This window comes from Sphingomonas sp. DBB INV C78 (assembly GCF_042693015.1).
GTDB lineage: Bacteria > Pseudomonadota > Alphaproteobacteria > Sphingomonadales > Sphingomonadaceae > Sphingomonas_E.
Genome location: NZ_CP170544.1, coordinates 3,722,310 through 3,734,836, shown reverse-complemented (window position 1 = coordinate 3,734,836; position 12,527 = coordinate 3,722,310). Strand labels below are relative to the sequence as shown.

Genomic DNA, 12,527 nt, shown 5'->3' with positions numbered 1-12,527 from the left:
CAAGCGGGCGGCTGGCGAGGAGCGGTGCTACTCCCTGGCCCGCGCGACGAACCATTCGCTGATCGCGGCGGCGATCGTCGTCACCAGGAAGATGCCGTGGATGACGACCAGCCAGGTGAGCGCCTGGACATTGGGCACGCCGCTTTCGCGCAGATCCATGAAGGCCTTGAGCAGTTCGATCCCGGTGATCGCGACGATCGAGCCGAACAGCTTGAGCTTCAGACCGGCGAAATCGATCTTGCCCAGCCAGGCGGGCCGATCGTCATGCTCGTCAATGCTGAGGCGCGACACGAAATTCTCATAGCCGGCATAGAGCACGATCAGGATCAGATTGGCGATCAATGCGAGATCGATGAAGGACAGGGTCGCGACCACCGCGTCATGCACGGTGATGGTCAGCAGGTTGCGCGCCACAAGCACCAGATATTTGACGAGGATGACGAGCAGGATCAGCAGGCAGAAGATCAGGCCCAGATAGATCGGTGCCGCCAGCCAGCGGGCGGCGAACAGCCCTTCCTCGAACAGCTTTTCGATCCTGCCCCGCATGCCGCCCCCGCGATTTGGAGATCCGAACCCACATCTGCGGCTGACTATAAGGTCGCGCGAACCGGCCAGCCATCGGGGTTTGCACCGAGGGCGGAACGATCTTTCGTGGGGCGATCTGGACAAGCGGATTGGGACCGGGAAGGATGGACGCAGGGGAAAAGGGGGGATTCAAAATGGCTTATGCGGATGTCGTGCCTGTGCCGTTCGAGATGGGGCGAGTGATCCGGCGGATGACGGAATCGATCGGTCGGCGTTGGGCGACGCTCGGCCTGACGATCTTGCTGGTGAGCGTTTTGCCGGGTGTCGCCTATCAAACCTGGTTCGGCGCGAGCCTGGGGCAGAACGCGAAAGCGCCGTTTGCGATGTTCACCGATGGCAGCCTGGCGATGGCGTGGATAATGCTGATGATCGTCGGCTTCGTTGCGCAAATCGTCATCATGCTGATCCTTCTGGGGGATCAACTTGGCGAAGAGCCAAGCCTGCGCGATAGCATCGCGCCCGCCCTCGGCCTGTTGCTACCGGTGGTCGCAATCAAAATTGTCGTCTGGCTATCACTGGCCATTGCCTGGATGTTCTTTCTGGTGCCGGCGTTGATTCTGTTCACGCGGTGGTTCGTCGGAATGCCGGCGCTGGTGGCGGAGCGTGGCGGCGTGCTGGAAAGCCTCGGCCGCAGCCGCGACCTGACCGATGGATCGCGCTGGCGTGTCTTTGGCCTGATCGCCCTGATCGGCATTCTGTATATGGTGCTGCTGGGCACGTTATTCCCGCTCGCCTTTATGGCGGCGTCAGGTACGGCGATAGTGATAGTCGTGACGTTGGTGCAGCAGATTGTGGCCGGTGCCGGTGCGATCGTCTGGGCGGCTGCGCTGGTTTCGACCTATGTCGAACTGCGTGAGGTGAAGGAGGGGGCTCCCACAAATCAACTCGCCGAAGTGTTCGCCTGACCAGCCGAACTGGCGGGATTAATCCCGCCAGCTCTTGTCCTTGCGGTCGACCAGGCGGACGAGCGCCTTGAACTCGGCCTCGCCGGGCATGCCGGGGCGGACGAGCTTCGCCTGATCGCGCTGGTGGATGGCGAGCACATCGGCAGGGATCTCGCGCAGCTTGCCCATTGGCGCCGAGGCCATCTGGATCTGGCAGGCGCGTTCGAGCGCCCACAGGCGCAGGAAGGCGATCGGCAGGGTCGGCCCCATCGACAGCAGGCCGTGGTTGCGCAGAATCATCAGCCTTTTGTCGCCGAGATTGGCGATCAGGCGGGGGCCTTCATCGTCGCGGACGGTTATGCCTTCGAAATCATGATAGGCGATCTGGCCCGCGACCTGGCCGGCGTAGAAATTGCTGATCGACAGCCCGTCTTCCAGGCAGGCGACGGCCATGCCGGCGGTGGTGTGGGTGTGCATCACGCAATGCGCATCGGGCAGATGGCGGTGGAAGGCGGCGTGCTGGACGAAGCCCGCCAGGTTCACACCCCATTCCGACTCGGCCAGCTTGTTGCCGTCGATATCGACCTTGACGAGATTCGATGCCGTGACCTCGCTGAAATGCAGGCCGAACGGGTTGATCAGGAAAGCGCCTTCCTCCCCCGGCACCCGCAAGGTGATGTGGTTGAAGATCAGTTCGGTCCAGCCGAGCAGATCGAACACGCGATAGCAGGAAGCGAGCTCCTGACGGGCGGCCCATTCGGCTTCGCTCGCCACGCCGGCAGGCCGGATTGCGGTGGCCATCACCTCTCTCCTTACAGTTTTGTCAGTATAGTGCCGGGCGCCTTGTCGCGTGTCGAGCGGCTTCGAGCCTTTTCCGGTTGAAGAATCGGGCACCCACTGCTAGGGCGCACGCCTTGCGACACGGACCTCGGTTCGTGGCGAACCCTATTCGTGTCCGTCGGGCGGCCTTTCTGCCTCCGCCGGAAGAAGACTGGAGATCGACGGCCTTATGCAAATCATCGTTCGCGACAATAATGTCGACCAGGCGCTGCGGGCGCTCAAGAAGAAGCTGCAGCGTGAGGGTGTCTATCGCGAGATGAAGCTTCGCCGTCATTACGAGAAGCCGTCGGAAAAGCGTGCGCGCGAGCGTGCCGCTGCGATCCGTCGTGCGCGCAAGCTGGAGCGCAAGCGCGCCGAGCGCGACGGCGTCAAGTAAGACGCCTGCCTGCGCCCCCAAAGCGGGGCGCAGGATGATTGCCAGCCTATCCTGACAGAGCGAGCCTTTGCCTATGTCCGTGACCGCCGTTCCGCTGCGTCCGATCAAGAAGGGTTCGCTCCTGAAGCTTTGGGTGGGCATCGGCCTGCTTGCGGTCGCGGGTGCGGGCGTGGCGTGGTGGACGACGCATTCGGCGATCGTCGCGGCGCAGACGCCCGAGGAATATCTCGCGTCGAACGGCAAGCGCTCTGGCGTCGTCACGCTTCCGTCGGGCCTGCAATATGAAGTGCTGAAGGAAGGCGATGGCCCCAGGCCGACGCCTGCCGACCTCACCGTCGTCAATTATGAAGGCAAGCTCGCCAAGACCGGCGAGACCTTTGACGCGTCCGAGCGCCATGGCGGCCCGGCGACGTTGCCGGTCGTCGGCCTGATCCCCGGCTGGACCGAGGGCGTGCAGCTGATGAAGCAGGGCGCCAAGTACCGCTTCTGGATCCCGCCGGCGCTGGGTTACGGCGAGCAGGGCGCGGGCCAGAGCGGTGAGATCCCGCCCAATGCCGTGTTGCAGTTCGATCTGGAGCTGGTGGCCGTCCAGCCCGGCGCGATGAATGCGATGCAGGGCATGATGGGTGGTATGGGCGGCGCCGGTGGTGGCGATCCCCATGGTGGCGTGGTTCCCCCGCCGACGGGCATGTAAAAACAGCTCATAAAAAGAGCGAGAGGATGCGGCGGCATCCCGGTCACGGCCGGGGTGCCGCTTCTCTTTTGGGCCCGATCTCTTTTGGGCTCAGTGGGGTCGCAGGATGAGCGGGGGCGTGGCGCCCGCTTCCTCGGCATTGTTTCCGGAGCTTTCTTCCAGCAGCACCTTGATCATCGCGACGATCGGATCGGCAAGCGCGAGCCCGAGGATGCCGAACAGGGCGCCGAACAGGAGCTGCGCGCCGAGCACCAGGGCGGGCGCGAGATCGACCGAGCGCTTGGCGACCATCGGCACGATCAGATAGCCATCCACCGTCTGCACGATCAGATAGACGGCGATCGCCCATATCCCGGTTTCGAAGCCCGCCGAGAAACCGACGAGGATCAGGAGTATGCCCGACACGATCGCGCCGATATTGGGCAGGAAGGCGAGCAGACCGGTGAGGATGCCGAGCAAGGCGGCCATCGGCACCCCGCCCACCGCGAGCAGAATCCAGGTGCCGACGCCTTCCACCGCCATGCCGAGCAGGCGACCGGCCATCAGCCGGCGCATCGTGTAGCCCATCTTGGCGGAGGTTTCGTAGAATTCCTGGCGCTTGCCCATCGGCAGCATCCAGGCGACGCCGCGTTCGTAGAGCCGCGGCTCGATCGCGACGAAGATGCCGATGACGAGGATCATCGCCAGGCTGGAAATCGCGCCGAGCGCAGTGCCGACCGCGCTGGTGAGCCGGCCGAGCGAGCCCATCACCTGTTCGCCGATCGCATCCGCGCTGTTTTCGGGCATCAGGCCCATCGCCTGCACCCAATCGGCGATGCGGTTGAACTGTTCGGTGACTACAACGCGCAGCGTTTCGAACTGGGCGGCGATGGTGGCGCCGGCGAAATAGCCGGTCCAGACCAGGAAGCCCAGGGTGGCGAGGCAGACGATCGTCAGCCGCCAGCCGCGCCCGATCGGCAGTATGCGGCCGAGCAGGCGGGTGCCGCCGTCGAGCATCGAGGCGAAGACGAGTCCGCCGACGATGAGCAAGAGCGGCTGGGCGAGGAACCAGACGAGGACGATGGCGACGCCGAGCCCGAGCCAGACGGCCGCGCGCTTCAGCTCGCGCGCCGTCATCGGGTCGCGGAAATCGGACGGTCCGGGCTGTTCCGGCGCGCGGCCTTCCGTCTCGCTCATTCGTTCGGAGTTCCCGTGACCGCGGGGCGCAGGCTGGTGCCGGCGCGGCCGCCGCGCATCGCGGTGAACCAGCTGATCGGATTCACGAAAGACGAGCTGCCGTCGAGCGAGAAGGTGATGAATTCGGCGCGGCCGCCGAGATTTTCGACCGGCACCGGCCCGCCAAGGCCGCCCAGATAGCTGGCGACGCGGCTGTCGGCGGATTGATCGCGATTGTCGCCCATCAGGAAGACATGCCCCTCCGGTATCGTCAGCGCCGGGAAATCATCATTGGTTCCGCCGGGGCCGAGATCGATCGTGTCGTAACTGACGCCGTTGGGCAAAGTTTCGCGGACGCGCGGCATCTGGCAATATTCACGGCCATCGGGGCCGGTGACGCGCAGCCGATCGACATCGGGCGTGTCGCACGGAATGTTCGGATCGATCGGGATCATCGCCGGCGCCAGGAATTCGCGCTTCACCGGCACGCCGTTGAGGATGACGACGCCGTTGCGCACTTCCAGCCGGTCGCCCGGCAGGCCGATCACGCGCTTGATATAGTCGGTATATTGGGTCGGCGGCTTGGCGATGACGATGTCGCCGCGGCGCGGCAACCGGCCGAACAGGCGACCCGAGATGAAGGGGATGGAGAGATAATCCTGCCCCGTCAGCCTGCCGAGCCACTCGCCGGGCGGGCCGGGGATCCGGGTGATGCTGGGCGACACATAGGACCAGCCATAGGGATATTTGGTCACCACCAGCCGATCGCCCTTGATGAGCGTCGGCATCATCGATTCGGACGGGATGTAGAAGGGTTTGGCGAGGAAGCTGTGAAAGGCCAGCACCGCGAGCACCAGCCAGAACACGCCCTTGGCCTCGGCCCACCAATCGGTGCCGGGCTTCGCCTCCGCGACGGGGGCGGGCCGGGGCGCCTCGGGGGCGGGGGAAGCTATCTCGTCGGAACTCATCGGCAACATTTGATCGCTCAAGCGATCCACTCCTTAAATGGCGCGCCCGTCACAGGGGCCGGGCATAGAGAATGACGAACGCCTGCGCCCAGGGGTGGTCGTCGGTCAGCGTCAGATGCACGTCCACGGCGTGGCCCGGCGGCGTGATCGCGTCAAGCCTTGCGCGCGCGCCGCCGGTGAGCGCGAGCGTCGGCGCACCGGAGGGCGCGTTGACGACGCCGATATCCTTCATGAACACGCCCTTGCGGAAGCCGGTGCCGACCGCCTTGGAAAATGCCTCCTTGGCGGCGAAGCGCTTGGCATAGGTGGCGGCGCGGGTGAGCGTGCGCCGTTCGGCCTTGGCGCGTTCCACATCGGTGAAGACGCGGATGACGAAGCGCTCGCCGAAGCGATCGAGCGAATTCTGGATCCGCTCGATATTGCAGAGGTCGGAACCGAGGCCGATGATCATGACGGCCTCCCCAGCCCGTCATCCCAGCGCAGGCTGGGATCGCGTGCGGCAAGGATGCGCCCGGCCACCAGGAGACCCCAGCCTGCGCTGGGGTGACGGAATAAGGTAAGAGTCATCGCGCACCATCCATAAGGCTGCGCATCCGCGCGACGCTGGCGTCGAGTCCGGTGAAGATGGCCTCGCCGATCAGGAAATGGCCGATATTGAGCTCGGCAAGCTGCGGGATCGCCGCCACCGGCACGACATTATCGAAGGTGAGGCCGTGGCCGGCATGCGGTTCGATGCCATTCTTCGCCGCGAGCGCCGCAGCGTCGGTGATGCGGCGCAATTCGGCGGTGCGCGCCTCGCCTTCGACATGGGCGTAGCGGCCGGTGTGGAATTCGACGACCGGCGCCTTCAGCCGGATCGCTGCCTCGATCTGGCGGAGATCGGGTTCGATGAACAGGCTGACGCGGATGCCGGCGTCGGCGAGGCGCGCGACAATGGGCAGCAGATGATCGAACTGGCCCTCGGCGTCGAGCCCGCCTTCGGTCGTCCGCTCCTCGCGCCGTTCGGGGACGATGCAGGCGGCGTGCGGGCGGTGGGCGAGAGCGATGCCCAGCATCTCGTCGGTCGCCGCCATCTCCAGATTCAATGGCAGGTCGATCTCCGCCATCAGGCGGTCGATATCGGCATCGGTGATGTGGCGGCGATCTTCGCGCAGATGCGCGGTGATGCCGTCGGCGCCAGCCTTGGCGGCGATGATCGCGGCGCGGACGGGATCGGGATGATCGCCGCCGCGCGCGTTGCGGATGGTGGCGACATGATCGATGTTGACACCAAGGCGCAGTTTTTCAGGCATCACGGCTCCGGGCAAAGGGCAGCGGCAAGCATGGCGTGCGCGAAGCCGGATTGCCCCGCGACCTCGCCATAATCGAAATCGCCCCGGTTGGTGAACAGGATCACTGCGACGCGCCGTTCGGGAGCGAGGAAATTGCGGACCTGGACACCGTCGATCGCTCCCCGCCGCTCGATCAGCGCGACCGGATCGGGGCAACCCTTCAGCGGCACCGAATAGCTCCACGCGCCGAGCGCAGCGAAGCCGAGACCGGGCTCGCCCGTCCACATCGCGCTCGTCTGGATGCGATCGAGCAGGCGGTTTTCCATGAGCGCGCGATCGACCGCCCAAAGCTCGCGCGGGCGGATATAGGCCGAACCCGCGGCACCATAGGTGCCGAGATTGATCGCCGGATCGGCGATGCCTTTCCCGTTCATGCCGGGAACATTGGCCGGGGCGGGCGCATCGAAGGGGAAGAGGCCCAGGCTGGAAAGGCCGAGCGGCATGGCGATTCGCTCTGCCAGCAGATCGGCGAAGGGCTTGCCCGTCACCTTCTGCAGGAGCGCACCGAGCACCATATAGTCGCAATTATTATAGTGGAAATCCATCGGCGCCATGCCGCGTGGTGCGCCGGCGCAGAAGGCGGAGGCGGCGCGCAGCGGATCGGCTTCGGCACCCTTCCTTATATAGAAGGCCGGAACCTCGTCGCCGTCGGCGCCGGTATCGCCCGGATCGGGCAGGCCGCTTTCGTGGCGGAGCAGCATTCGGACGGTGATCTTGTCCGCATCGCGCGCGGGCCATTCGGGCCACCAAGTGCGGACGGGTGATTCGAGGTCGATGGTGCCCGCCGCCACTTCCTGCATGACGATCAGCGCGGCGAGCTGCTTGGTGACGGAGGCGAGCCGCCAGAGGGAATCGACCTGATGCGGCTCGCCCGGGCGGACATCGCCGGCGGCGCGTTCATAGGTGATGCGGTCGCCTTGGCCGATCAGCGCGACGCCCTGGAAGCCGGCTGCGGCGATCGCCGCGTCGGCACGGGCACCGTCCGCCGCGTGCGCCATGCCGGGAAGCATCAGCGCGATCGCGGCGGCCAGCAGCTTCACGCGGCCGCCCGGCTGCCGGGCTTCACCGCGGGAATGGCGGCCAGTTCGGGCGGGAGCGAATCGGCCTCATAAGTGGGCACGGCGAGCCGGATCAGCGGGTAGAAGGGGACGCCGAGATCGGCCTTGCCGTCGGAGCGATCGACCAAAGCGGCGGCGGCGATCACCTCGCCGCCGGCCTCGTTGACGGCCTTGATCGCCTCCCGCGAGGACAGGCCGGTGGTGACGACATCCTCCATCAGCAGCACCTTCTGCCCCGGATGGAGGCGGAATCCGCGGCGCAGTTCGAACGTGCCGGTCGGCCGTTCGACGAACATCGCGTCGAGCCCGAGCGCGCGGCCCATCTCATGCCCGGCGATGACGCCGCCCATGGCCGGCGAAACCACGGCGCCGAGCTGAATCTTAAGCTTGTCGGGGATCTTGAAAGCGAGCGCATCGGACAGTCTTGCGGCCCTTGCGGGGTTCATCAGCACCCGTGCGCACTGCAGATAGCGGGACGAACGCAGGCCCGACGAGAGGATGAAATGGCCTTCGAGAAGGGCCTCTGCGGCGCGGAATTCCGCCAGTATCTCGTCATCGGTCATGTTTTTGCTCCCGCCGGTTTCGTGCCCCGCCAGATAGGCTGCGAAGCCCCTTCCATCAACTGCCCGAAATTCTGCGATTCCGGTGCTTGAGGCTCGCGACACCCGCGCCTATAAGCGCGCCGATCGCGATAGGCCCGATAGACGAAAAGCTGCACCGAATGCGGCGCTGACCGGGGGTGAAATGAAGACGTTGAAGACGATGTTGATGGCGCTGACGCTTGCTGCGATTCCTGCAGCGGCTCTGGCGCAGGAAGCCGCTGCCCCCGCCGCGGCGCCGACGGCGGCCGCCGCCGCACCGACTGAAGCTGCTGCGGCCCCGGCCGCCGATGCCGCCAAGCCCGTTTTCGAGCATGCCGCTCCGGAAGCCGATATTGGCCAGCCGATTCCCGGTGGCTGGAAGATCCAGCCGCAGGTGACGGCGATCGGCGAAGACGGCCAGTGGCTGCACGACGCCATCCTGGTGCCGGTGATCACCGCCATCTCGGTCCTCGTCCTCGCGCTCTTGCTGTGGGTGGTCGTCCGCTATCGCGCCAAGGCGAACCCGGTGCCGTCGAAGACCACGCACAACACCTTCATCGAGGTGATCTGGACGCTGGTTCCGGTGCTGATCCTGCTGGTGATCGCCGTCCCGTCGATCCGCCTGCTGGCCGCGCAATATTCGCAGCCCAAGGCCGATGTGACGATCAAGGTGATCGGCAACCAGTGGTATTGGACCTATCAGTATCCGGACAATGGCGACTTCGAAATCGTCTCCAACATGCTCAAGGAGAAGAGCGAGGTTGAGGCCGGCAAGCGTTTCCGCACCGATGCGGACGGCCCCCGCCTGCTCGCCGTCGACGAGCGGATTGTCGTGCCGGTCGGCGCCGTCGTGAAGCTGATCGTCACTTCGAACGACGTGATCCACAGCTTCGCGGTCCCCGCTTTCTGGACGAAGATGGACGCGGTTCCGGGCCGTCTGAACGAGACCTGGTTCAAGGCCGACCGCAAGGGCGTCTATTTCGGCCAGTGCTCCGAACTTTGCGGCGCACGCCACGCCTACATGCCGATCGCCGTCGAGGTGGTCGAGCCGGCGCGCTTCGCCGAGTGGGTGAAGATCAAGGGCGGCACCATGCCGGGCGAGAAGGTGGCTGAAGAAGCCGCCGCCGCACCGGCCGCTGCTGCGCCCGCCCCCGCCGCCGAGGCTCCCGCAGCGGAGCCGGCCGCGAACGCAACCGCCGCGCCTGCGGCGCCGACGAACTAAGGCTGAGCAGAATGACCGATACAACCGCCGCAGCCGCGCATTTCCAGGCGCATGATGATCACGCGCACCACCATGACGCGGATCACAAGCCGGGCTTCTTCGCCCGCTGGTTCATGTCCACCAACCATAAGGACATCGGCACCCTCTACCTGATCTTCGCCATCATCGCCGGTATCATCGGCGGTGGCATTTCGGGCATGATGCGCGCCGAGCTTATGGAGCCGGGCATCCAGTATCTGCCGACCTGGCTTGCCATGCTGCATGGCCCGGGCACCTTCGACGAGGCGCTCCATCTGTGGAACGTGCTCGTCACCGCCCACGGCCTGATCATGGTGTTCTTCATGGTCATGCCGGCGATGGTTGGCGGCTTCGGCAACTGGTTCGTTCCGATCATGATCGGTGCGCCGGACATGGCCTTCCCGCGCATGAACAATGTGTCGTTCTGGCTGCTGATCCCGGCCTTCGTGCTGCTGCTCGCTTCGCCCTTCTTCGGCGGCGCCGGCACCGGCTGGACGGTCTATGCCCCGCTTTCCACTTATGGTGAGCCCGGACCGTCGGTCGACATGGCGATCCTGTCGCTCCACATCGCGGGCGCGAGCTCGATCCTGGGCGCGATCAACTTCATCACCACCATCTTCAACATGCGCGCTCCGGGCATGACGCTCCACAAGATGCCGCTGTTCGTGTGGTCGATGCTGATCACCGCTTTCCTGCTGCTGCTGGCGCTGCCGGTGCTCGCCGCCGCGATCACGATGCTGCTGACCGATCGTAACTTCGGCACGACCTTCTACGATCCGGCCGGTGGCGGCGATCCGCTGCTCTACCAGCACCTGTTCTGGTTCTTCGGCCACCCCGAAGTCTACATCATGATCCTGCCGGGCTTCGGCATCGTCAGCCAGATCATCGCCACCTTCTCGAAAAAGCCCGTGTTCGGCTATCTCGGCATGGCCTATGCCATGGTCGCGATCGGCGTCGTCGGCTTCGTCGTGTGGGCGCACCACATGTTCACCGTCGGCCTCGACGTGAACACGAAGATGTACTTCACCGCAGCGACGATGGTCATCGCGGTCCCGACCGGCATCAAGATCTTCTCGTGGATCGCCACCATGTGGGGCGGCTCCATGACCTTCAAGACGCCGATGGTCTGGGCGCTGGGCTTCATCTTCATGTTCACCGTCGGTGGCGTGACGGGCGTGGTCCTCGCCAACGGTGGCATCGACAACTATATGCACGACACCTACTATGTCGTCGCGCACTTCCACTATGTGCTCTCGCTGGGCGCCGTCTTCGGCCTCTTCGCCGGCTTCTATTACTGGTTCGGCAAGATGTGGGGGAAGAAGTATAACGAGTTCCTCGGCCAGCTGCACTTCTGGGTGTTCTTCATCGGCGTGAACCTGCTGTTCTTCCCGATGCACTTCCTGGGCCTCGACGGCATGCCGCGCCGCTACCCCGATTATCCGGATGCCTTCGCGCAGTATAACCACCTCGCGACCGTGGGTTACATGGTCATGGCCGCGGGCATGGCGATCTTCTTCGTGAACGTGATCTGGTCGCTGATCGCGGGTCCGAAGGAAGAGGATAATCCGTGGGGCGAAGGCGCGACCACGCTCGAATGGACGCTGTCGAGCCCGCCGCCGTTCCACCAGTTCGAGACGCTGCCGCGGGTCGACTGACACCGGCGACACTCGGAAAATGATTGCCGCCGCCCCGGTTCATGACCGGGGCGGCGGTCCCGCGATGAGACCGGCGTCGGCAATAGGCCTGCGAATGTAACTGGTCAGAATTCAGACGGAATGCGATGAACACGACCACCATGAACCCTACGGTCACCGCACCGGCAGACTGGCGCGACTTTCTCGCGCTGACGAAGCCGCGCGTGCTGAGCCTGGTGGTGTTCACCGGCCTGTGCGGGATGCTCGCCGCCCCGGCGTCGATCCACCCAGTGCTCGGCTTCACCGCGATCCTGTGCATCACGCTGGGCGCCGGCGCCGCGGGTGCGCTCAACCAGTGGTATGAGGCGGACATCGACGCCAAGATGAAGCGGACGGCCAATCGGCCGCTGCCGGCGGGCCGTATGGATCGCCAGGCGGCGCTCCATTTCGGCGTCGGCCTCGCCACTTTCTCGGTCCTGCTGATGGGGCTGGCGGTGAATCTGCTCGCCGCCGCGATCCTGACCGTTTCGATCCTGTTCTACGTCCTCGTCTACACCGTCTGGCTGAAGCGCCGGACGCCGCAGAACATCGTCATCGGCGGTGCCGCCGGCGCCTTCCCGCCGCTGATCGGCTGGGCCGCCGCGACCGGCCATGTCGACATGCTGCCGGTGCTGCTGTTCACGATCGTCTTCCTGTGGACGCCGCCGCATTTCTGGGCGCTGTCGCTGTTCGTGCGTACCGATTACGCCAATGCCGGCGTGCCGATGCTGCCGGTGGTCGCCGGTACGAAGACGACGCGGACGCAGGTTCTGCTCTACACGCTGCCGATGGTCGCTGCGGCCGTCGCGCCCTGGCCGATGGGCCTGACCGGCGCGATCTACGGCGTCGCCGCTGTGGCGCTGTCGGGGCTGTTCCTGCTGCTTTCGGCGCGCGTCGCCTTCAATCGCGAGACCGACCAGGCGAAGATGAAGCCCGAACGGCAGCTCTTCGCTTATTCGATCGTCTATCTCTTCGTACTGTTCGGCGCACTCGTCGCCGACCGACTGGTGCTTGCATGACCAATCTGCCTGACGAAACCGAGATCCGCCGCCGCCAGCGCAGCCGCGCCATGGTGATGGCGATGCTGTTGGCGGCGTTCGTCATCCTCATCTACGCCATCTCGATCGTGAAGATGACCTGAC

Annotated in this window: 15 protein-coding genes; 7 read left to right on the top strand and 8 right to left on the bottom strand. The window is 65.2% G+C overall.

The genetic code is table 11. From position 1 onward, the window contains the following. Window positions 1–27 precede the first annotated feature (27 nt). On the bottom strand, window positions 28–546 hold the full coding sequence (locus ACFB49_RS17610) for a TIGR00645 family protein (RefSeq protein WP_380872595.1): 519 nt from the start codon (window positions 544–546) through the stop codon (window positions 28–30). A gap of 173 nt (window positions 547–719) precedes the next feature. Here ACFB49_RS17610 and ACFB49_RS17605 point away from each other — a divergent pair, with 173 nt between their 5' ends. Continuing rightward, window positions 720–1,490 carry a hypothetical protein gene (locus tag ACFB49_RS17605; protein ID WP_380872594.1) on the top strand — a complete coding sequence of 257 codons (771 nt, stop codon included), beginning with the start codon at window positions 720–722 and terminating at the stop codon, window positions 1,488–1,490. Window positions 1,491–1,508: 18 nt separating this feature from the next. On the opposite strand, the gene ACFB49_RS17600 is transcribed toward ACFB49_RS17605, so the two are convergent. Then, complete coding sequence (locus ACFB49_RS17600; RefSeq protein ID WP_380872593.1) at window positions 1,509–2,270, bottom strand: class II aldolase/adducin family protein; 762 nt, start codon at window positions 2,268–2,270, stop codon at window positions 1,509–1,511. Between the two features lie 208 nt (window positions 2,271–2,478). On the opposite strand from ACFB49_RS17600, the gene rpsU reads away from it, so the two are divergent. Next, window positions 2,479–2,685: a 30S ribosomal protein S21 gene (gene rpsU / locus ACFB49_RS17595; RefSeq protein ID WP_025295445.1), complete on the top strand. Its 207-nt coding sequence runs from the start codon at window positions 2,479–2,481 to the stop codon at window positions 2,683–2,685. A 73-nt stretch (window positions 2,686–2,758) separates the two neighbouring features. After that, a complete protein-coding gene (locus ACFB49_RS17590; RefSeq protein WP_380872592.1) occupies window positions 2,759–3,379 on the top strand; it encodes an FKBP-type peptidyl-prolyl cis-trans isomerase in 621 nt (206 codons plus the stop codon). A gap of 90 nt (window positions 3,380–3,469) precedes the next feature. Here ACFB49_RS17590 and ACFB49_RS17585 read toward each other — a convergent pair whose 3' ends face one another. From ACFB49_RS17585 to pyrE, 6 genes are all read right to left on the bottom strand, one after another. Next, window positions 3,470–4,555 (bottom strand): AI-2E family transporter, encoded by a 1,086-nt coding sequence (locus tag ACFB49_RS17585; protein WP_380872591.1) that lies wholly within the window; start codon window positions 4,553–4,555, stop codon window positions 3,470–3,472. Further along, on the bottom strand, window positions 4,552–5,502 hold the full coding sequence (lepB, locus tag ACFB49_RS17580; protein WP_380880014.1) for a signal peptidase I: 951 nt from the start codon (window positions 5,500–5,502) through the stop codon (window positions 4,552–4,554). Before lepB ends, ACFB49_RS17585 begins: the two co-directional genes overlap by 4 nt. Window positions 5,503–5,551: 49 nt before the next feature. After that, a complete protein-coding gene (gene acpS, locus ACFB49_RS17575; RefSeq protein WP_380872590.1) occupies window positions 5,552–5,953 on the bottom strand; it encodes a holo-ACP synthase in 402 nt (133 codons plus the stop codon). Between the two features lie 112 nt (window positions 5,954–6,065). Beyond that, entirely contained in the window at window positions 6,066–6,794 is a 729-nt protein-coding gene (locus ACFB49_RS17570) for a pyridoxine 5'-phosphate synthase (protein ID WP_380872589.1), read from the bottom strand. Beyond that, window positions 6,794–7,873, bottom strand: a complete 1,080-nt coding sequence (locus ACFB49_RS17565; RefSeq protein WP_380872588.1) for a serine hydrolase domain-containing protein — start codon at window positions 7,871–7,873, stop codon at window positions 6,794–6,796. The genes ACFB49_RS17570 and ACFB49_RS17565 overlap by 1 nt, the downstream gene beginning before the upstream one ends. Further along, entirely contained in the window at window positions 7,870–8,454 is a 585-nt protein-coding gene (gene pyrE / locus ACFB49_RS17560) for an orotate phosphoribosyltransferase (protein WP_380872586.1), read from the bottom strand. The genes ACFB49_RS17565 and pyrE overlap by 4 nt, the downstream gene beginning before the upstream one ends. Before the next feature lie 181 nt (window positions 8,455–8,635). Here pyrE and coxB point away from each other — a divergent pair, with 181 nt between their 5' ends. The 4 genes from coxB (at window position 8,636) to ACFB49_RS17540 (ending at window position 12,526) form a co-directional block, all read left to right on the top strand. After that, window positions 8,636–9,694: a cytochrome c oxidase subunit II gene (gene coxB / locus ACFB49_RS17555; RefSeq protein ID WP_380872584.1), complete on the top strand. Its 1,059-nt coding sequence runs from the start codon at window positions 8,636–8,638 to the stop codon at window positions 9,692–9,694. An 11-nt stretch (window positions 9,695–9,705) separates the two neighbouring features. Further along, window positions 9,706–11,367 (top strand): cytochrome c oxidase subunit I, encoded by a 1,662-nt coding sequence (gene ctaD / locus ACFB49_RS17550; RefSeq protein ID WP_380872583.1) that lies wholly within the window; start codon window positions 9,706–9,708, stop codon window positions 11,365–11,367. 125 nt (window positions 11,368–11,492) lie between these two features. Continuing rightward, window positions 11,493–12,404: a heme o synthase gene (locus ACFB49_RS17545; RefSeq protein WP_380872581.1), complete on the top strand. Its 912-nt coding sequence runs from the start codon at window positions 11,493–11,495 to the stop codon at window positions 12,402–12,404. Beyond that, window positions 12,401–12,526 (top strand): hypothetical protein, encoded by a 126-nt coding sequence (locus ACFB49_RS17540; protein WP_380872580.1) that lies wholly within the window; start codon window positions 12,401–12,403, stop codon window positions 12,524–12,526. Before ACFB49_RS17545 ends, ACFB49_RS17540 begins: the two co-directional genes overlap by 4 nt. Window position 12,527 lies beyond the last annotated feature (1 nt).

Bases quoted from the DNA above. Each gene is read 5' to 3' on its own strand.
- ACFB49_RS17610 (WP_380872595.1), bottom strand. From the start codon at position 546: ATGCGGGGCAGGATCGAAAAGCTGTTCGAGGAAGGGCTGTTCGCCGCC.
- ACFB49_RS17605 (WP_380872594.1), top strand. From the start codon at position 720: ATGGCTTATGCGGATGTCGTGCCTGTGCCGTTCGAGATGGGGCGAGTG.
- ACFB49_RS17600 (WP_380872593.1), bottom strand. From the start codon at position 2,270: ATGGCCACCGCAATCCGGCCTGCCGGCGTGGCGAGCGAAGCCGAATGG.
- rpsU (WP_025295445.1), top strand. From the start codon at position 2,479: ATGCAAATCATCGTTCGCGACAATAATGTCGACCAGGCGCTGCGGGCG.
- ACFB49_RS17590 (WP_380872592.1), top strand. From the start codon at position 2,759: ATGTCCGTGACCGCCGTTCCGCTGCGTCCGATCAAGAAGGGTTCGCTC.
- ACFB49_RS17585 (WP_380872591.1), bottom strand. From the start codon at position 4,555: ATGAGCGAGACGGAAGGCCGCGCGCCGGAACAGCCCGGACCGTCCGAT.
- lepB (WP_380880014.1), bottom strand. From the start codon at position 5,502: ATGAGTTCCGACGAGATAGCTTCCCCCGCCCCCGAGGCGCCCCGGCCC.
- acpS (WP_380872590.1), bottom strand. From the start codon at position 5,953: ATGATCATCGGCCTCGGTTCCGACCTCTGCAATATCGAGCGGATCCAG.
- ACFB49_RS17570 (WP_380872589.1), bottom strand. From the start codon at position 6,794: ATGCCTGAAAAACTGCGCCTTGGTGTCAACATCGATCATGTCGCCACC.
- pyrE (WP_380872586.1), bottom strand. From the start codon at position 8,454: ATGACCGATGACGAGATACTGGCGGAATTCCGCGCCGCAGAGGCCCTT.
- coxB (WP_380872584.1), top strand. From the start codon at position 8,636: ATGAAGACGTTGAAGACGATGTTGATGGCGCTGACGCTTGCTGCGATT.
- ctaD (WP_380872583.1), top strand. From the start codon at position 9,706: ATGACCGATACAACCGCCGCAGCCGCGCATTTCCAGGCGCATGATGAT.
- ACFB49_RS17545 (WP_380872581.1), top strand. From the start codon at position 11,493: ATGAACACGACCACCATGAACCCTACGGTCACCGCACCGGCAGACTGG.
- ACFB49_RS17540 (WP_380872580.1), top strand. From the start codon at position 12,401: ATGACCAATCTGCCTGACGAAACCGAGATCCGCCGCCGCCAGCGCAGC.